Raw genomic sequence first — 19,014 nt, 5'->3', positions numbered from 1 at the left:
ATAAAAACGCCCAGCAATTGCTGGGCGTTTTTATGAGCGCTTAAGTTATCTTGCGCGCTGGCGGTTACCGCCCACTTTAGGCTTGGTATTGGCCTTTTTAAACTGACTAAAGCCAGTATGGCGACTCAACGCTGGGCGACCCCCCTTGCCTGGCTTAGCTGATTTTTCATCGCGGCTTTCTTCTGGTACTAAGCAGTTAGGTCCTTTACCAATAAGCTTTGCTTTACCCATTTTGCGTAATGCTTCACGGATCATCGGCCAACCAGCTGGATCGTGATAACGTAAAATAGCTTTATGTAAGCGACGTTGACGCGCACCTTTTGGTACTGCTACTTGCTCAGTGTTATTTTTAATATTACGTAACGAATTCATCTCAGTATGATAAATCGTGGTCGCATTGGCCATCGGTGATGGATAAAAGTTTTGTACTTGATCAAGTTTAAAGTCATTTGATTTAAGCCACAATGCCATGTTGACCATGTCTTCATCTTTTGTGCCTGGGTGAGCTGAGATAAAATACGGGATCAAATACTGCTTTTTACCCGCTTCTTTAGAGTACTTATCAAATAGCTCTTTAAACTGATCATATGCGCCCATGCCCGGTTTCATCATCTTAGATAATGGCCCGTCTTCGGTATGCTCCGGTGCTATTTTTAAGTACCCACCTACATGGTGAGTTACTAGCTCTTTTACATAGCGAGGATCTTGTACAGCCAAGTCATAACGCACACCCGATGCTATAAGGATTTTTTTCACTCCTTTTACTTCTCGGGCCTTTTTGTAAAGATCGATAGTTGGCGTATGATCGGTATCCATGTGCTTACAAATATCAGGATAAACACATGATAAACGGCGGCACGTACTCTCAGCTTTTTTACTCTTACAACGCAGCTTATACATGTTTGCTGTCGGGCCGCCTAAATCTGAGATCACCCCAGTAAAACCCGGTACTTTATCGCGAATTTGTTCAATTTCATCAATGATCGATTCTTGCGAACGACTTTGAATAATGCGTCCTTCATGCTCTGTTATTGAACAGAACGAGCAACCACCAAAACAACCGCGCATAATATTCACCGAGGTTTTGATCATATCGTACGCAGGAATTTTCGCATCACCATAACTTGGATGTGGAATACGCTGATACGGCAGGCCAAACACAGCATCCATTTCATGAGTTTCTAACGGGTATGCCGGTGGGTTTACCCAAATAGAGCGATCGCCATGGCGTTGAAATAACGCACGGGCACAACCTGGGTTAGTCTCTTGGTGCAAAATACGTGAGGCGTGTGCATACAAGGGTTTATTAACGCTTACTTGTTCAAACGCAGGTAACTTTACGTAGGTTTTTTCCCAAGGTTTAGGGCGCGCTGGTTGTATAGTAATCGGCTTAGCGGCTTCAGCTTTTAAATCAATGCCCGCTTTTTTAAATTCACTTTTACTACAGCCAACATCGTCCGCACCATATGGGTTTGGAATAGGATCTATTTTGCCAATTTTATCAATGGCTGTGGAGTCACTGCCACGCCATCCAGGGATAGGCTCTTTACGAATAACCGCAGTACCACGAATATCTTGAATAGTATCCATGGTTTCACCTGCAGCAATGCGATGAGCAACTTCCACCAGCGGGCGCTCAGCATTACCATAAATAAGAATGTCAGCTTTGGCATCAAATAAAATACTACGGCGTACTTTTTCTTGCCAATAATCATAGTGTGCTATACGGCGCAGGCTCGCTTCTATACCGCCAATAACAATAGGGATACCTTTATAGGCTTCGCGGCATTTTTGCGAGTAAATCATAACGGCACGATCTGGACGCTTACCGCCGATATTATCCGGTGTGTAAGCATCATCATGGCGCATACGCTTTTCAGCCGTATAACGGTTGATCATCGAGTCCATGTTACCGGCAGTCACACCAAAAAATAGATTTGGGCGGCCAAGCTCCATGAAGGCATCTTTAGATTGCCAATCCGGCTGGGCAATAATGCCGACTCTAAAACCTTGCGCTTCGAGTACTCGGCCAATAACCGCCATGCCGAAACTAGGGTGATCAACATAAGCATCGCCACTAATTATAATGATATCGCAGCTATCCCAGCCAAGTGCATCCATTTCTTGTCGTGTAGTTGGTAAAAATGGTGCAGTGCCATAACACTCAGCCCAATACTTAGGGTATGAGAATAAGGCTCGCTCGGCTTTTAGTGCGCTCATAATTAATGACCAATTGCTTTAAAAAAGGTCGCAAAGTATACCCGAATAAATCGTTAAGCGATATTAACGATTATCCTAAATACTTTAATAGCAGCCTTTGTGGCTACCTCTGCTGTTCAATAAATTGAACTAGCTCGGCTTCAGGCATTGGTTTTGCGTACATAAAACCTTGCACTTCATTACAGCCTAGTTGCTTGAGTAAATCTGCTTGTGCTTGAGTTTCAACACCTTCCGCAATTGTTTTCAGACCTAACTGAGCGCCTAGTGCAATAACCAATGCAGCTATTGCACCCGAGTCGTTGTCAGGAATATCTTTAATAAAATCTCGATCAATTTTCAAACGATTAACTGGCAATTTTTGCAAATAACTCAATGACGAAAAACCTGTTCCAAAGTCATCAATCGCCACTTCAATACCGCAGTTTTTTAATTCTTGCAGAGTAGCTATTACCATGCCAAGTTCGTCCATTACCACGCTTTCAGTCACCTCAAGCTCAATGTACTTTGGTGATACCTGATATTTTAATAAGGTATTTATTACTTGCTGTGCATAACCATTAACTTTAAATTGCGGCACTGATACATTCACTGCAATTCGCACAAAAATGCCCATAGCCTCTAAACGCTTTTGCTGCTGACACGCTTGCTCTAACACCCATTGACCAATATCAACAATCAACCCTGCATCTTCTGCAAGTGGCACAAAAATAGCGGGAGAGATATAATTGCCTTGCCCTGATGGCCAACGTAACAGAGCTTCACAACCAATTAATGATAAATCATCAAGAGCAAATTGCGGTTGGTACCACACTTCTAATTTATTACTTTCAAAATCTTGGCGCAGTTGACGAATAATGCCTAATCGCCACGTCATCTGCTCTTCCATATCTGGAGTATAGTAAACCGCCAAATTACTTTTTTGTTTCTTTGCTTGATTCAGTGCTATATAAGCAAGCTTTAATGTTTGCATTCCTGCTGCTTGAAAATCCTTTTGCTCACACACACCTACTCTAAATTTAATTGGCAACACATGCTCAGCAGCAAGAAAAGGCAAATTTAGATGTTCAAACAATTCTTCTGTATCAAAGCGTTCGCGTTCTATTAAAAAACCAAACACATCAGCGCCAATACGCGATAACAGCTTGGCGGTTGAGTATTCCTGCTTTAGCCTCTCAACGATGGCAACCAATAAGTGATTGCCAGCTTCTTGACCAAGACCATTATTTATATCTGAAAAATGAGCCACATCTATTATCACAAAGACATGTTCGTTATTATTCACTCTATGGTACTTTTCTATTTGCTCAATAAAATCAGTACGATTAGCAAGACCTGTCAGTGCATCTTTAAACGCAGCGTCCCTGAGTCGGTTAAATAACCTAACGTTATCTAACCCCACACTAACGTTAGTTAAAAATATTTCTGCAAATTGTAATTGATCTAAACTTGGCTGTTTTGCATAGTCTAAAAATAATGCTGCTTGGCGGTTTTTACTTTTTAATAAAAATGTTGTGTCGTGTTCGGTGTATTGATGTTCACCCAGCTCTAAGCATTTTTGCACTTGTAGAATTATTCGGCCATCATCAAGCTGCTCAATTCCTTGACCAAAAAATTCACTAAACTCGCTGCAACCACCTAATACAAATACCCGATTATTGTCATCTAATGTGCCGCACACAATGCCTCTTGGTTTGCAATCGAGTATCACCGATAACTGTTTTATCACAGCCATGGTGAATGCTTTAATATCCGTAAAACCTAAAATAGCTTTTGAAGCGCATAGAATATTATTCAGTGCTTTGCTTTGATATTCTAATTTGCAAACTTGCTCATACGAGCGAATAGCTGTCACTAAAGAGGTTACTAACTTACTGCGGGTCAGCTCAGTTTTAGTTTTATAATCATTAATATCATAATTACGTATTACCTGTTCTTCCGGCGCATAACCCGGCTGACCAGTACGTAAGATTATTCTCACATTATGATTTTGTAATGTCTCTCTCACTTCTTTTACTACTTTTAGACCTGCATCATCAGATTCCATAACAACATCAAGCAATAAAACAGACACATCACTAATACCACAAAGTAATTCAACGGCTTCACTGCCGGAGTAAGCATGATGAAAACGTAACGCCTTTCCCCAGAGCTCTACACCTGATAGTGCAAGTTTAGTAACAGAATGAATTTCAGGGTCATCATCAACGATTAAGATATCCCAATACCCTGAAGGTATAGTTTCAGTAAGCGGCTCTTCTTCATGATCAGTAAATAAAAAATCATTGTGCTCTGACGACATTATAAATCCTTCAATTATAAATACTGCGCACGGCACCTAAACTAAAACCATGTCCTATAAGATTTTAACTTATCATTATTTGGCATATGGTACAGTAATAATGTTTAATATAGGTGAATGACACATTAGCTATTATAGTCAATGATTAACGCCTTGTTACACTCGAAATCAATTATATTTTAAGGAATGAATATTAAGATTTTACAAAAATTTATACGGTTTACTTTCTTTATTAGCATTGTAATTGTTGTTGTTGGCTTATTGTTACCGCAACAATACCAAGTAAGTAAGAGCGTCAAAATAAATGCTAAAGCAACTGAAATAGCACCGTATATCAGCGATTTTGGCAGATGGCAGATTTGGTCGCCATGGGAAAAACTCGACCCGAGCATTAAGTTTCACATCGCTGAGCCGAGCTCTGGAGTAGGCGCCCATCAATTTTGGCAAAGCCAGTGGGGCGCTGGAGAAATGACTATCACAAGTATTAGTGAATCCACCATCAAGTTTAATATTTTATTTAATGATGAGCATATTGCCAGCGGAATAATTAGTTTTTTTGAGCAACAAACTTACACGCGTGTTGTTTGTGAGATCACCGCAGAAGTAACAACGTCACTTGTTGGTGGCTATCTGGCCTTATTAAATCAATATATTTTGACTAATACGGTTGAACTTGGCCTTAATAACTTAAAAACCACTATGCAATTACACATCATAGATAACGAGAGTCACGATGACAGTCAAAGCAGCTCAAGCAAAAATTAACCTAGCACATATTATAGAGTCAAAGCTTGGCTATGCGATGGTAAAGAATAGCTCTACTCGCATAAGCTCTGATAGCGATAACAGTTATAGTGCTCAAGGGCAAAGTAAATTGCCGTATAAAATAAACAGCGACAATACAGTACTGACTCGCGCACAAAACCGGCAACAGCTGCTTTTAGTGAATCAACAACAAAATATTGAAGCAATAATGGCTATGGCATTGAGTTTTTGTCCTGATGTTACCTGCAACGGGCAGCCTGACAGCGACTGGGTTGAGCGCTTTATTGCATTGTGTGAAGATACATCGAGTGAGTCGATGCAAAAGCTTTGGGCTAAAATCTTAGCGGGTGAAACAGTCTCTCCAGGTACTTTTTCAATTAAGAGTCTACAAACTCTCAAACAAATGACCCAACGTGAAGCCGATGCATTGCAAAAATGTACTGCTATATGCGGTTTTAATGAAAAAGATGACAGCCATCTCATCCTTCTAGGGTTTTACAAAAAGCCCTCTATTTTTGACTTACTACGTAAAGGAAATAAGGTCTCGCTTAATTTAGGTAAAGCTGGGCTTAGCTTTCCTGATGTACTCACCCTAATGGACATAGGTTTAATTTATCGTAAAGAAATAGAATCTGCGGCACTTAAAAGCGAGCAGGAACTTAATCTAATATTTTTAAACCAGCGCGTTACACTGAAATCTAAAAACAATGATTTGGTATTAAGTTACTATAAATTCACACAAACTGGTGATGAGCTACGAAAACTTATCAACATCCCAATTAACAAAGGGTATAAACAACTGTTAAGCACGGCGCTAGAGGAAGAGTTTGAAGTTACGTGGCACACTAATAAGTAATGCCACGATGAACATCTAAAGTGATTTAGAAGTGAACTTGGATACCCGCGAATGGGCCTGATGCATCTAGATCAGTATAAATATCATCAATATCATCAAGTTCTAAAGTCATTTGGCGGTAACCTGCTTTAATTGCTACATCTACAGCTAAGTTATCAATTAATTCCCAAGCAATACCAGCTTGGTAATCTTGCACTTTACTATCATCAATTGCTAATAAGCTGCCTTCGAAGAAAACACTCAAACCAGTTAAAGGTAAGCCCACTTCTGCACGACCATATACCAATGGTATAAAACCAGAGAAATCGACGGTTTCTGTAACCCTATCCCCTTGCCCATCAGAAGTATTAATATCGCCAGTAACAACAACTTCCCCATCAAACTGCTTAGCATTCACACCTAAGTCAATTGATACTAAATCATTGTCAAAAATCTCATAATAAAGAATATAATCAACATGAGAGAAGTCAGTCATTGCTGTTGCATCTGTTCCAGGTTTAAAAGTAGAACCATCAAACGTAAAGCCATCACCACTAATAGTGGTGTTACCATTTAACTCAAGCTCGGTATATTTTAGCTTTATATTTGGCACCAGTGGAATTGGGTGTTCTAAAGCAGCGTAGTAACTTGTGAAGGTTTCATCATCGAAATTAAAGCTCTGCATATTACCTCTATCTGCAAAGCTACCCGAGTTGTCCGCTTGCCAAGCATCAACCCCTACGTATAAGCCTAATAAAGTGTCAGCGTGAGCTGCTGGTGCCAAACATGCCATTGAAAGGGCAGCAGCTAGACAGTACTTTTTCATGTTTTATCCTTGCGCTAAAAGTTCGCTAAGTTCAATAAGAGCCGCATTGGCTCGTGAAATATAATTTGCCATTACTAATGAGTGATTTGCCACAAGTCCAAAACCACTACCATTTAAAATCATCGGACTCCAAACAGTTTCTTGGGTTGCCTCTAACTCACGAATAATCTGTTGTAAGCTAACACGGGCATTTTTCTTTTCTAATACATCAGCAAAGTCGTATTCTACAGCTTGCAAAAAATGTAATAAAGCCCAAGTTGCCCCTCGCGACTCGTAAAAAACGTCATCTATTTTCCACCATGAAGTTTTAACTTGATTCTGTAGTGGGCTATAGGTCGCTTGATGAGCTTCTTTATCACCCGCTAAATCGGTATTTAATCTATCTTGGCCAACACTTGCACTTAAACGCTGGCTTAAACTACCAAGACGTTTTTCAGCCTCTTTTAACCAACTGCGTAAATTGTCAGCACGTGCATAAAATTGACTTTCACGATCGCTTTGATCTGCAATTTGCGTTCGATAAACAATTAAAAAATCGATACCTTTTTGATATTCACTTTCAGCACTAGGCCACGCCCACGCCTCTGAGCTAATATTAAATTGTGGTTGTGCTTTTTTCAAAGCTACATGCTCAGTAGACTGAGATTGGGAACGGCTAAAATCTTTACGCATAGATAAAGCAAGATCACGAGACATCTCTAACGCCCCATACTCCCAAGCTGGCATATTATCCATAAGTATACTCGGCGGCATCATATCATTAGATAAATAACCTCCAGGCTTATTTAACAATGTACTGGTTACGTTTATTAGCGCCGATGTAGTGGTATAACCTGTAACAAGTTTTTCACCGCGTTGCTGGGCATCTTGCTTAGCTTGAGTTAAAACATTTACTCGGCTAGGCTCTGCGCTCCAATAAACAGCTAATGCGTAAAACAAAATAAATATAAGTACAATTGCCCCAATAATTTTCCCTTTATGCTGTGACATTTAACCTCCTAATGATGCGTGTGATGCTGCTTAGATTGTGGAGCTTGCTCGACCTGACTTTCTAAAGAAACAACCTGAGCTTGAGTAAAAACTCGGTTTCCATCACTAAAATATAGCGTGAGTTTTAATTCTTGCCCGGCTTTTATTGCTTCGCTTGGCTCAAACGCCATCAAATGATATCCGCCAGGTTTAAAATCGAGTTGTTGATGTGCTTTGATTAATAATGTGTCGACTTTCTGCATTTTCATCATGCCATTAACATGAGCATGCTCATGAATTTCTACACGCCCTAAACCATCAATAGCGGCTTTTGTTAGCGTTACATCAGCATTACCATGATTAACAATACTTAGGTAACCTACTGTCGATTTGCTCGCTGGCAAGAAAACTCTTACCTGCGCATTGTTTACAATGATCTCACTATCCTCATCATGGTGATGATCTGCGTGTGCTTTTACCATTGACGGAAGAAATAGGCTCATAACTAAAAGAGCCGATGAAAGTAATGTGATTAGTGGCTTAAATGTCATCTCTATCCTTGTTATAAAAAATCATTTTATTGGCTAAATTTAGCATAATTGTGAAAAAATAGTCAGTAAAATTAGCAACGCCTCCACGGTTAATCAAATTTAGCTGTTTTTTTATTATCTAAAATTAACCAACATAAGCAGGCAATGAGTAATAAAGGCCAAGCTATCATTATAGAGCCAAACAATAATGCTAAGACCACGCCCATCCCAACAATAATACCTGCCCCTAATAATCCCGCACTTACCAGAGCTATCACAGCAATAACAGCTACAACAGCAAGCAACGCACCAAATAGCTCAATACCTACCCAGCTTAAATCAGCAATAATAAGCGGTAGTTGCCATGAATCAAACTGCACCGCCTGAAATGGGCTATATATTATAAATACGATTATTAATACGCAAATTGCAATTATTTTCATGACTCCCCCACTACGCCTTAGTATCTAAGCAAAAATGTGCAGCCAAATAACCGCCACCAATAAATAATGGAAATTGAATAAAAAGCAGAATAGTCACTAATCGCGTCGCCCAGATAGGAAAGTCAAAACGACGTGCAAAACCACTACACACACCCGAAAGTTTTTTATTCACCGCGTCTTTGTACCAATTCTTTTCATTGTTATAAGTATTCATCATATTATCTCCTAAGCTGTTTGCTTCATTTTTACTTTTAATGCTGCAAATTCTTGCTCTAATGCTTCATCTTTAACTAGCGCATCAATTTGCTCTGCTGTGCTACTTTGCGTTTTAGTCATATCATAAGCATCAACTTGTGACTCTATTGACTCAACACGGCGCTCAATAACATCAAAGCGGGATAACGCATCTGCTATTTTTTCACTATTTAATTGATGATTAACACGCATTCTGGCATCAAGTAGGTTATGAACTTTTTGCAAGCTTGCCTGCTTTGCTTTTGCCTCAGTCAATTTACTTTGTAAACGCTGGGCATCGTCTTGAAGTTTCTTCAGTGAATCGGCTAATTTAACAAGCTCTGGCTCAATAGCTGCAAGCTCATCGCTTACATGTTGTTTTTCTTTTAATGCAGCAGTTGCGAGGTCATCCCTTCCTTTTGCCACAGCTAGCTCTGCTTTAGTTTGCCAGCTATCAATGCTAACTTGCTTTTGTGCTTGTTCACGCTTTAATGCCTTTTCTTCACATAGAATGACTGCAGCTGTTGAGCGACACTCATCAAGTGCTTGCTGCATTTGTTGAATAAGTAAGTTTAATAATTTTTCTGGATCTTCAGCTTTATCTAATGCCGAAACTAAGTTTGCTTGAATAAGATCTGTTACGCGGTTAATTATGCCCATGATTATCTCCTGTTGATGATGGGTGATTACAACAAGTAGATTCCAAGACTTATGCCAAGTTAGTTAATTAAAAAACTTCACATTAAAAATCAATAAATTAAACTTAATGGACAATAAAGAAAGATGACTTGGAGCTGAATATAGATGTGTCAAATTGACTAAAAAACTAACTTTTTGACTAATATTTAAGATCAAAAAAGCTGCATTAAGCAGCTTTTATACTCGAATGATAACGCCAATTAACCTGCTTACTAATTAATTACTCCGGAACGAAACTTAATGCTTTGTCCATTACTGACAAGTCAGCTTGTTTACCATGCCCATTTTCAGACAAATGACGGCGAAAGCCTCTCGCTCCCGGCTGGCCTTGAAATATACCTAACATGTGTCGTGCAATATGCCAAAAATTTGCCCCTTGCTGCATCTCTGCCTCAATATAGCCATACATTGAACGCACTACATCATGGCGAGATAAAGTGAAAGGGTGTGCATTATAGATGGCTTCATCTACTTCACTTAAAATAAATGGATTACTATAAGCCTCTCGGCCAATCATTATTCCGTCTACATATTCAAGGTGCTTTTGGCTATCAGCAATTGTTTTGACGCCGCCATTTAAGCTTAAGTGCAACTGAGGGTAATCTTTTTTAAGTTGGTAAACACGCGGATAGTCAAGGGGTGGAACTTCGCGATTTTCTTTAGGGCTTAAGCCATTTAACCACGCTTTACGAGCATGAATAATAAAATCATCACAGCCAACTTTGTGACTGGCTTCAATCAACTCACATAAAAACTCATATGAATCTTGCTCATCTATACCTATGCGGGTTTTAACCGTTACTGGTATATTCACTTCGGCCTTCATTGCTGCAACACAATCAGCGACAAGTTGCGGCTCGCCCATTAAACAGGCTCCAAACCGCCCGTTTTGAACACGGTCAGACGGACAGCCAACATTCAGATTGACTTCATCATAACCACGTTCTGCTGCCAACTTAGCGCATTTAGCAAGTGCTTGGGGATCAGAACCTCCCAATTGCAAAGCAACCGGATTTTCATGCTGATTAAAATGAAGGTAATCACCACGACCAAACAAAATTGCGCCCGTAGTAACCATCTCAGTATAAAGCACTGTGTGCTTTGTCATTTTACGATGAAAAGTACGGCAGTGGCGATCTGTCCAATCAAGCATGGGGGCAACAGAAAAGCGTCTATTCAAAGTAAAATCCTTAGGCAGCAAAACAACATTAAAAGCGCTGCATTTTACACAAATAGCGCTAGCGCTTCAATGATAAGCTCTTCGTAAATAAGGGGAAGCTTAAGTAACTGTTTATCTGTTTTCTTTTACTAGGTTTTCGTAGTTAATACCAGCTAGTTCAACGTCCATGAAATCGAGCTCATTAAAATTATCAAACTACGACCTAGATAAAATTAACCCCATACTCCGACTAATTATACTTGTTCCACTATCTCTTATTAATTTATGAACATGAGTCGCTAACCGCAATAAAAACAGGGACCGTGCCTATTGGATCAATAACAGAAAAAAAGATAAATATCGCTAAAAATTAATTCAGAGCTAGACTTCCTAAAATAAAACTGTCTAATAAAAACGCTGCAACTACAACACAATATGTTAGTATATCATGGTAGCGTAAGGATAAGAGCAGATGAATATAGAATCACTCGTTAGTAAAGCAAAACAAGTGTGTGACAATCGTGGCGCACGATTCACACCAATCCGTGAAAAAGTATTTCGCCTTCTAGCAAGTGCGCAAGGTGGTGTTGGTGCCTATGATTTATTAGAGCAATTAAAACTCACTGAATCTGGGGCAAAACCAGCGACTATTTACCGAGCTCTTGATTTTTTAGCCGAGCTGGGTTTTATTCACAAAATAGAAAGTACAAATGCATTTATGTTGTGCCATCATTTTGATCATATTCATCCGGTGCAACTTTTAATCTGTGATAGTTGTGGCTTTGTTAAAGAGCTTCATTCCACTGTTATATCACATGAGCTAAATAGCTTAGCCGGTGAAAGTGGCTTTGTTGTTTCAGGGCAAACTATTGAAGCACATGGTAGATGTGCGTCTTGTATTGAATAGTTTTGTGCAGCGGTAAAAATAGCCGCTACACTTAAATGTATAATAACAGTGTAACTGTAAACCTTAAGGGATAATTTAAATATGAATGTAGAGTTCATCAATCCTTTTCTAGCATCATTATTAAATGTATTGAGCACCATGGCGCAAACAGAATTAAAGCCTGGCAAGCCTAGAATTAAAAAAGATGAAATTGCCTGTGGTGATGTTTCAGGCCTAATAGGTATGGTTGGCCCACAAACCAGAGGCTCATTCTCGATTACTTTTGACGAAAGTTTAGCGCTTACGATTATGGAGCGAATGCTGGGTGAGCGTCCTGACTCTGTCAACGAAGAAGTCACAGATATGGTTGGTGAAATAACCAATATGGTAACAGGTGGCGCAAAAAACCTACTTGGTGAAAAAGGCTATGACTTTGATATGGCAACACCTATTGTAGTCTCAGGTTCTGAGCATACTATTACCCACAAAAGTGAAGGTGCCAAAATATTAATCCCTTTCACTTCAGACTCAGGTAATGCAAATATCGAAGTTAGCTTTGATAAACTATGAGCTGGCTACAAAAAAGCATTAATTTGAAACCTCGCTCGCGAGGTTTTCATATTATTGACGAAGACATCACATCACAACTTCCCGAATTAGCCAATTATAAAATCGGTTTACTCCATCTTTTTATACAGCACACCTCTGCAAGTTTAACAATCAACGAAAATGCAGATCCCACCGTACGTATGGATATGGAAAGCCACTTCAATAAATTCGTACCTGAATGTCAATCTTACTATCGCCACGATTATGAGGGAGATGACGATATGCCAGCCCATATTAAGGCAAGCACCTTAGGCTGTGAATTATCGATCCCTATTAGCAATGGACACCTACAGCTCGGTACATGGCAAGGTATTTACCTAGGTGAACATAGAGATCACGGCGCAAGCAGACGCATCATTGCTACTTTGCAAGGGCAACTGCGATAGTATTTAAAACATGCGAGCACTAGAGTAAAAAGCAATAAAGTTGAGTAATATAGATTAAAATTTAAACCTTCACACTTCCCCCCTTACTTTGCATATACAATCAGGTAAAGTTTTTACTTTTATTATGCAAGAAAGCTCCAGAGCAGCGTATTATTGACCAATAATGATTGAAGCGTCCAAAAACTATAATAAAAGCCTAATATAAGTAATAATCAGTTATAGACGCTTCTCAAATTGAAGGAACAGTGGCATGCTCGATTTTTGGTACAAAAAACTACCAAAACACCCAAAAGATCATAAAGACTTTTGGCGCACAAAGTTAATAGCTCACACTTTGTTATTGGCAAGCTGCTACTTTGTAATTTTAACTTTGCTGAATATCTTCTACTTTGCAAGTTACGATATTGCTTTATTTGATACTGTTGGCCTTTGTATTACATTAGCTGTTTATTCATGGTTTACTAAAACAGCTGATGTAAATATGGCTGCTTGGGCCGTGGCTATAATCATCGTTAGCTTAATTATGCTGTTTGTTATTTCTGCTGGCGGGCGGGCGCACACTTTATTTTGGGCTACTTTAATCCCTCCTTTAACATTCTTTTTAGTAGGAAGAACTTGGGGCAGTGTTCTCAGTGGCATTGCTTTTTGTATTTGTGCTTATCTCACCTACAAACAGCAACAACAAGTCATTACCATAGGACTAGGCTCTTTATTTAATGTGATTGAAGTGAGTATTGCACATATTATAGTTTTTAGGTTTTACGAAAAAACTCGCTTTTCAGCTTACCAACATCTACAAGCTCGTAATATTGAAATTCAACATTTAGCCGAAACCGATAAGCTGACAGGGCTGTATAATCGACAAAAGTTTGATCAAACTTTATCGCTGTTATTAGCTGATAATAAAGACGCTACAACATCTAATAGCTTACTAATTTGTGATATCGATCACTTTAAAAATATAAATGATACATATGGCCATCTAGCCGGAGATAATATTTTGAGTACGTTTGCCACTGTGCTCAAACACAAAATGCCAACCAATTCGTTAATTGCACGGTGGGGAGGAGAAGAGTTTACCATTATTTTACCCAACACAACTCTAACTGATGCTGCAGAACTAGCTCATGAACTGAAACAATATATTAGTGAGCAAAAATTTGAAGATTCATTTTTCACTATAAGTATAGGTTTAACAGAGTTACACTGTGATGATACTGTAAAAAGCTCTCTAGAAAGAGCTGACAGCGCACTCTTTACAGCTAAAAGCAATGGCCGTAACACCGTTTATTATAGTGATAACAATTTTAAAATTGTGGCCTACCCTAGCGCCTCGTAGGAGAGCGCTTTAGCGTCGATTGGCTTTAACGCACACCCAAAATCATCACGGCTGAAGCTATTCTCACATTTCCTAACAATACTGCCCTGCTGCAAAGCCGCAGCTCCAAGCATACTGAAAATTATACCCGCCTAGCCAACCTGTTACGTCTGTAACTTCACCAATAAAATACAAGCCTTGGGCTTTTTTAGCCTCAAAGGTTTTTGAACTAAGCTCATTAGTATCTATGCCACCCAGAGTCACCTCAGCAGTGCGATAACCTTCAGTGCCATTTGGTTTGATTTGCCAATTATGAATGTAATTAGTTAACTCATCAATTTGGCTATGAGTGAGCTGATTAACATTGCAATCAGGGATTGCTTTACTGTCATGTAAAATTTCAATAAAACGTTTTGGTAAAATAGCCGACAAACTATTTTTCAATGACTTTTGCGCTTGAGTTTCTCGCCATTGTGCTAACTGTTCTTTTAAATCAACTTCAGGTAATAGGTTAATTGTTACCGCCTGCCCCGCTCGCCAAAATGAGCTTATTTGTAAAATGGCAGGGCCCGATAACCCTCTGTGTGTAAACAGAATATTCTCTTTAAAGCTCGTTCCATTCTCACTACTTACAGCACAAGGAATACTAATACCAGACAAGCCTTCAAAGCGCTCTTTATCATGTTGGTGCAATGTAAATGGCACAAGTGCGGCCATTGTAGGTAAAACATTCAAACCAAACTGCTCAGCAATTTTATAGCCTATGGGACTAGCGCCCAGTTTTGGCATGGTTAAACCGCCAGCTGCAACCACTAGAGATTCACAATCGTAGGAGTTTTGCTCAGTGATTACTCGGTAGCCACTATCTGTTCTTGCAACACTTAATACTTCATTACGAAGCGCTATATTAGCACCCGCCCATTCGCATTCAGTAAGCAAAATATCAACGATATCTTGAGCGCTGTTATCACAAAATAACTGGCCTAGCGTTTTATGATGATAAGCCAAACCATGACGGTCAACCAACTCAATAAAATCATGCTGGGTATAACGACTTAGACACGATTTCACAAAATGATGGTTACCGCATAAATAGTTTTCAGGGCTCGCATTTTCGTTAGTAAAATTGCAGCGCCCACCACCACTAATGAGAATTTTACGACCAGGCTTTTTGCCCATATCAAGTACTGTAACACTTCGGCCACGGTAGCCAGCTTGCGCTGCACACATTAATCCAGCCGCTCCGGCGCCAATCACTATTACATCAACTTGGGTCATTTAATTATCTCGAGCAAAATTTTCTAGATTATAACAAATTTAGAGCAATACCATGAGTTGAATTTAATTACTGTGTTATTCGCAATAAAATAAACAAATAACTCTCAACACGCCAAAAGCCAGCACTTTATAACTAATACACAATAAAAAACAACGACTAAATATCCATTTAGCCATATAAGCATCCCTATATAACCAAATTCGAGACAATCATAATAAAACGTTATTTTAACTATTTTAACAGATCATTTACTTTTGTTCCCCTTCACGATAATTCATTGCGAAGAAAAACCATAACAATCTAGGGATAATTATGACAACTACAACAGGTTTCAAAAAATGTGCGATAGCACTTACATTAGGCACACTCTTTAGCGCAACCACCAGTATGGCAAATCCAAGTCAAGCAATTATGCCATCAATGGCTGAAACAGCGGCAAAACTTCAAGGCCAAGACCCTTTAGGTACTCGCTTTATTATTAAATATAAAAACAATAGTAGCGAAATGGCAACACTTTCTACCGCAGATACCAGCCCACAAATAATGAATAAGAAAGCACAGGGCTTTGTTAAAAACTTTACCAGTAAAAAAGGCAAAGTTAAGGCGCAGTATATACGTGCAATGGCCTTGAGTAATCACCATGTTATGCGTGCCGAGAAAAAGCTAAGTCCTGATGAAGCACAAGAATATATGCAAGACGTTATCGCTTCAGGCAATGTTGAATATATTGAAATTGACCAGATGCTAAAACCATTCGCCACGCCTAATGATCCAATGTATGCCGATCAATGGCATTACTATGAGCAAGCTGGCGGCTTAAACCTACCAACAGCCTGGGATACCGCAACAGGTGCAGGAGTCACTGTTGCTGTACTTGATACTGGTTATCGTCCACATATTGATTTAAACGGTAATATTCTACCGGGTTACGATATGATTTCAGATACCTTTGTTGCCAATGACGGTGGGGCACGTGATAACGATGCTCGCGACCCAGGTGATGCGATTAGCGCAAATGAATGTGGCTACACTCATGGTGCACAAAACTCTAGTTGGCATGGTACGCATGTGGCAGGTACTGTTGCAGCTGTTTCTAATAATGGCGAAGGTGTTGCTGGTGTCGCTTATGACGCCAAAGTAGTACCTGTACGTGTACTGGGTAAATGCGGCGGCTTAACATCAGATATCGCTGACGGGATTATTTGGGCATCCGGTGGCTCAGTTTCTGGCATCCCAAGCAATGCAAACCCTGCTGATGTCATTAATATGAGTTTAGGCGGCAGTGGTTCGTGTAGCTCAACAACACAATCTGCAATTAACCAAGCTCGTGGAAATGGCACTGTCATAGTCATTGCTGCAGGTAACGATAACGATAACTCAGCTAACTACAACCCCGGTAACTGTAGCGGCGTAGTAAACGTTGCATCTGTTGGCCGTAATGGTGGCCGTGCGTACTACTCCAACTACGGTAATAATATTGATGTTGCAGCTCCTGGTGGCGCACAAAGCTTTGCAAATGATTCTGAGGGCGTACTTTCAACACATAACTCAGGTTCATCAAGCCCTTCTAGTGATAGCTATCACTATTCACAAGGTACATCGATGGCAGCGCCACACGTTGCCGGTGTTGCAGCGCTCATTAAGCAAGCTAACCCATCTGCTACACCTGATGAAGTCGAAAGCATTTTGAAATCAACAACACGTTCATTTTCAGCTACATGTACAGGTTGTGGAACGGGTATTGTCGATGCCGCAGCGGCTGTTGCAGAAGCATCGGGAGGCGCGACACCACCGGTAGGCACAAATGAGCTTCTTGATGGCCAAGCACAAACTGGTTTAAGCGGTGCAGCAAGCAGTGAAGTCTTTTACACAATGACCATACCAAGTGGTGCAAGCAATGTGACGTTCACAATGAGTGGTGGCACGGGTGATGCTGATTTATATGTGCGGGCAGGTAATGCACCAACCACTTCAACCTACGATTGCCGCCCTTATAAAGGCGGTAATAGTGAAGAGTGCTCTATCGATAATCCAACAGCTGGTACTTATCATGTAATGCTGCGAGGCTATTCTGCTTATTCTGGTGTTAGCTTAGTTGGTAATTTAACAACTACCGGTGGTGGTTCAGGCAGCCCACAAGCAGGCGGTGGTACTGTTGAAAACGTATCTGCTAATGCAGGGCAGTGGAAGCACTATACTCTTGATGTACCCGCGGGTATGGCAAGCTTTACTGTGACTACTTCTGGTGGTTCAGGCGATGCCGACTTATTTGTTAAGTTTGGTAGCCAACCGAGTGCATCAAGTTATGATTGCCGCCCTTATAAAAATGGCAATGCAGAAACTTGCACATTTAGCAATCCACAGGCCGGAACATGGCATATGAGCGTTAACGCTTATAGAACATTCTCTGGCCTTACCCTTGATGCTCAATACCAACCATAAATAAAGCGAGAGCGTCATTCAAGTCACTCTGGCATAACCAGTTTCCCCTGGTGATTTTTAGCCGAGCTTTTTTGCTCGGCTTTTTTATTAAAGCGTATTTAATACAGCTTCTGCTCGACTCACAATAAATTCCTTATCCTGCTCAACATATAAACCTATCACCGTCTGGTCGTCGATAACCATGGCATAACGTAATGAACGTACACCACCAAAGCCAGCAGTATCTTTATCAAGTCCTAGCGCTTTGGTAAAACTAGCATCACCATCAGCAAGCATATTTATTTCTTGTGCGTTATGTTGTTCACCCCACGCCTTCATAACAAAAGCATCGTTCACCGAAACACAATAGATAGCATCAATGCCCTTCGCTTTAATTTTATCTGCAAAAGTAACAAATTCAGGCAAGTGTGCATTTGAACAAGTTGGCGTAAACGCACCGGGCACTGCAAATAAAACCACTTTTTTATCTGCAAAAAGATCTTCATTTGTAAGTGTTTGCATTCCGTCATCAGTCAATTTAGTTAAACTTACAGCTGGTAAATTTTGGCCTTGAGTAATCATTTTATTTCCTTAGCTTTAGTGTGAGTAGTAAGTGTAAAACGCAAATAATAACAATGCGATGAATTTCAATAAATTAAAAAAAGGTGCTTTATAGCTAAAGCAAAAATTTCATTATTCAGAGCAAACCATTTATGTTTGCGGGTTTGACTATTTCTGATATAAGCGCGAGTTTGCATTCACTGATAAAGAGTGCGAGTTTTTCAAGATTAAAATACAAGCCAAGGTAAGGTGTTTTAAGGTGTATGTTGGCCCTGAGGGATTATGGCGCTCCTTTAACCGTGGGTATCAAATACTCAACCCACGCTACGGTGTATAGGTTGACGCTGTGCTACTCGCTAGCTTTACTCTCGCTAACTCGCTTACTATTTCACTTTACCCCAGACAACAAAAAACCCGTCACATTGCTGTAACGGGTTTCTCTTAATTGGAGCCTGGCGATGACCTACTTTCACATAACAAATGCTACACTATCATCGGCGCTGTTTCGTTTCACTACTGAGTTCGGCATGGGATCAGGTGGGTCCAAAACGCTATTGTCACCAAGCAAATTTGGT

General features: G+C 40.0%; 18 protein-coding genes, 1 rRNA gene and 1 pseudogene. 7 read left to right on the top strand and 13 right to left on the bottom strand.

Going from position 1 to position 19,014, the window contains the following annotated elements:
* Window positions 1-45: 45 nt before the first annotated feature.
* A complete protein-coding gene (locus QMA12_RS14435) occupies window positions 46-2,220 on the bottom strand; it encodes a YgiQ family radical SAM protein (RefSeq protein WP_087531164.1) in 2,175 nt (724 codons plus the stop codon).
* 103 nt (window positions 2,221-2,323) lie between these two features.
* Window positions 2,324-4,519 carry an EAL domain-containing protein gene (locus tag QMA12_RS14430; protein ID WP_290210427.1) on the bottom strand — a complete coding sequence of 732 codons (2,196 nt, stop codon included), beginning with the start codon at window positions 4,517-4,519 and terminating at the stop codon, window positions 2,324-2,326.
* 186 nt (window positions 4,520-4,705) lie between these two features.
* Here QMA12_RS14430 and QMA12_RS14425 point away from each other — a divergent pair, with 186 nt between their 5' ends.
* Both QMA12_RS14425 and QMA12_RS14420 read left to right on the top strand, forming a co-directional pair.
* Window positions 4,706-5,284: an SRPBCC family protein gene (locus QMA12_RS14425; RefSeq protein WP_290210426.1), complete on the top strand. Its 579-nt coding sequence runs from the start codon at window positions 4,706-4,708 to the stop codon at window positions 5,282-5,284.
* Window positions 5,253-6,140, top strand: a complete 888-nt coding sequence (locus QMA12_RS14420) for a TIGR03899 family protein (protein ID WP_087531167.1) — start codon at window positions 5,253-5,255, stop codon at window positions 6,138-6,140. The genes QMA12_RS14425 and QMA12_RS14420 overlap by 32 nt, the downstream gene beginning before the upstream one ends.
* A gap of 25 nt (window positions 6,141-6,165) precedes the next feature.
* On the opposite strand, the gene QMA12_RS14415 is transcribed toward QMA12_RS14420, so the two are convergent.
* From QMA12_RS14415 to QMA12_RS22225, 8 genes and pseudogenes are all read right to left on the bottom strand, one after another.
* Window positions 6,166-6,945, bottom strand: coding sequence for a TIGR04219 family outer membrane beta-barrel protein (locus tag QMA12_RS14415; protein WP_290210425.1), 780 nt, complete (start codon window positions 6,943-6,945; stop codon window positions 6,166-6,168).
* Window positions 6,946-6,948: 3 nt separating this feature from the next.
* Window positions 6,949-7,935 (bottom strand): DUF2333 family protein, encoded by a 987-nt coding sequence (locus QMA12_RS14410; RefSeq protein ID WP_290210424.1) that lies wholly within the window; start codon window positions 7,933-7,935, stop codon window positions 6,949-6,951.
* An 8-nt stretch (window positions 7,936-7,943) separates the two neighbouring features.
* On the bottom strand, window positions 7,944-8,465 hold the full coding sequence (locus tag QMA12_RS14405; protein ID WP_290210423.1) for a copper chaperone PCu(A)C: 522 nt from the start codon (window positions 8,463-8,465) through the stop codon (window positions 7,944-7,946).
* Window positions 8,466-8,554: 89 nt separating this feature from the next.
* Entirely contained in the window at window positions 8,555-8,887 is a 333-nt protein-coding gene (locus QMA12_RS14400) for a hypothetical protein (protein WP_087531171.1), read from the bottom strand.
* A gap of 10 nt (window positions 8,888-8,897) precedes the next feature.
* Window positions 8,898-9,101, bottom strand: coding sequence for a PspC domain-containing protein (locus tag QMA12_RS14395; RefSeq protein ID WP_290210491.1), 204 nt, complete (start codon window positions 9,099-9,101; stop codon window positions 8,898-8,900).
* 11 nt (window positions 9,102-9,112) lie between these two features.
* Entirely contained in the window at window positions 9,113-9,781 is a 669-nt protein-coding gene (locus QMA12_RS14390; RefSeq protein ID WP_290210422.1) for a PspA/IM30 family protein, read from the bottom strand.
* 259 nt (window positions 9,782-10,040) lie between these two features.
* Window positions 10,041-10,973, bottom strand: coding sequence for a tRNA dihydrouridine(20/20a) synthase DusA (dusA, locus tag QMA12_RS14385; protein WP_290210490.1), 933 nt, complete (start codon window positions 10,971-10,973; stop codon window positions 10,041-10,043).
* A 231-nt stretch (window positions 10,974-11,204) separates the two neighbouring features.
* Window positions 11,205-11,297 (bottom strand): annotated as a pseudogene (locus QMA12_RS22225) (MarC family protein); the annotation flags it as partial.
* 154 nt (window positions 11,298-11,451) lie between these two features.
* Between QMA12_RS22225 and QMA12_RS14380 the strand changes: the two are divergent.
* The 4 genes from QMA12_RS14380 to QMA12_RS14365 all read left to right on the top strand — a co-directional run bounded on the left by QMA12_RS14380 (window position 11,452) and on the right by QMA12_RS14365 (window position 14,199).
* Window positions 11,452-11,886 (top strand): transcriptional repressor, encoded by a 435-nt coding sequence (locus QMA12_RS14380; RefSeq protein WP_087531174.1) that lies wholly within the window; start codon window positions 11,452-11,454, stop codon window positions 11,884-11,886.
* A gap of 81 nt (window positions 11,887-11,967) precedes the next feature.
* Window positions 11,968-12,435, top strand: a complete 468-nt coding sequence (locus tag QMA12_RS14375; RefSeq protein ID WP_087531175.1) for a chemotaxis protein CheX — start codon at window positions 11,968-11,970, stop codon at window positions 12,433-12,435.
* Window positions 12,432-12,860, top strand: coding sequence for a secondary thiamine-phosphate synthase enzyme YjbQ (locus QMA12_RS14370; protein ID WP_290210421.1), 429 nt, complete (start codon window positions 12,432-12,434; stop codon window positions 12,858-12,860). Before QMA12_RS14375 ends, QMA12_RS14370 begins: the two co-directional genes overlap by 4 nt.
* A 250-nt stretch (window positions 12,861-13,110) precedes the next feature.
* The gene (locus QMA12_RS14365) at window positions 13,111-14,199 is read left to right on the top strand and encodes a GGDEF domain-containing protein (protein ID WP_290210420.1); all 1,089 of its coding nucleotides are present in this window, start codon (window positions 13,111-13,113) and stop codon (window positions 14,197-14,199) included.
* A 72-nt stretch (window positions 14,200-14,271) separates the two neighbouring features.
* Here QMA12_RS14365 and QMA12_RS14360 read toward each other — a convergent pair whose 3' ends face one another.
* Window positions 14,272-15,456, bottom strand: coding sequence for an NAD(P)/FAD-dependent oxidoreductase (locus QMA12_RS14360; protein ID WP_087531178.1), 1,185 nt, complete (start codon window positions 15,454-15,456; stop codon window positions 14,272-14,274).
* A 313-nt stretch (window positions 15,457-15,769) separates the two neighbouring features.
* Here QMA12_RS14360 and QMA12_RS14355 point away from each other — a divergent pair, with 313 nt between their 5' ends.
* Entirely contained in the window at window positions 15,770-17,899 is a 2,130-nt protein-coding gene (locus QMA12_RS14355; RefSeq protein WP_290210419.1) for a S8 family peptidase, read from the top strand.
* Window positions 17,900-17,986: 87 nt separating this feature from the next.
* Here the strand turns inward: QMA12_RS14355 and QMA12_RS14350 are convergent, their stop codons facing one another.
* Complete coding sequence (locus QMA12_RS14350; protein WP_290210418.1) at window positions 17,987-18,460, bottom strand: peroxiredoxin; 474 nt, start codon at window positions 18,458-18,460, stop codon at window positions 17,987-17,989.
* A 429-nt stretch (window positions 18,461-18,889) separates the two neighbouring features.
* A 5S ribosomal RNA gene (gene rrf, locus QMA12_RS14345) occupies window positions 18,890-19,004 on the bottom strand.
* Between the last annotated feature and the right edge of the window lie 10 nt (window positions 19,005-19,014).

The organism is Pseudoalteromonas sp. APC 3893 (assembly GCF_030408095.1).
Taxonomy (GTDB): domain Bacteria; phylum Pseudomonadota; class Gammaproteobacteria; order Enterobacterales; family Alteromonadaceae; genus Pseudoalteromonas.
The sequence above is the reverse complement of the archived record's forward strand: the minus strand, read 5'-3'. Positions and strand labels throughout refer to the sequence as shown.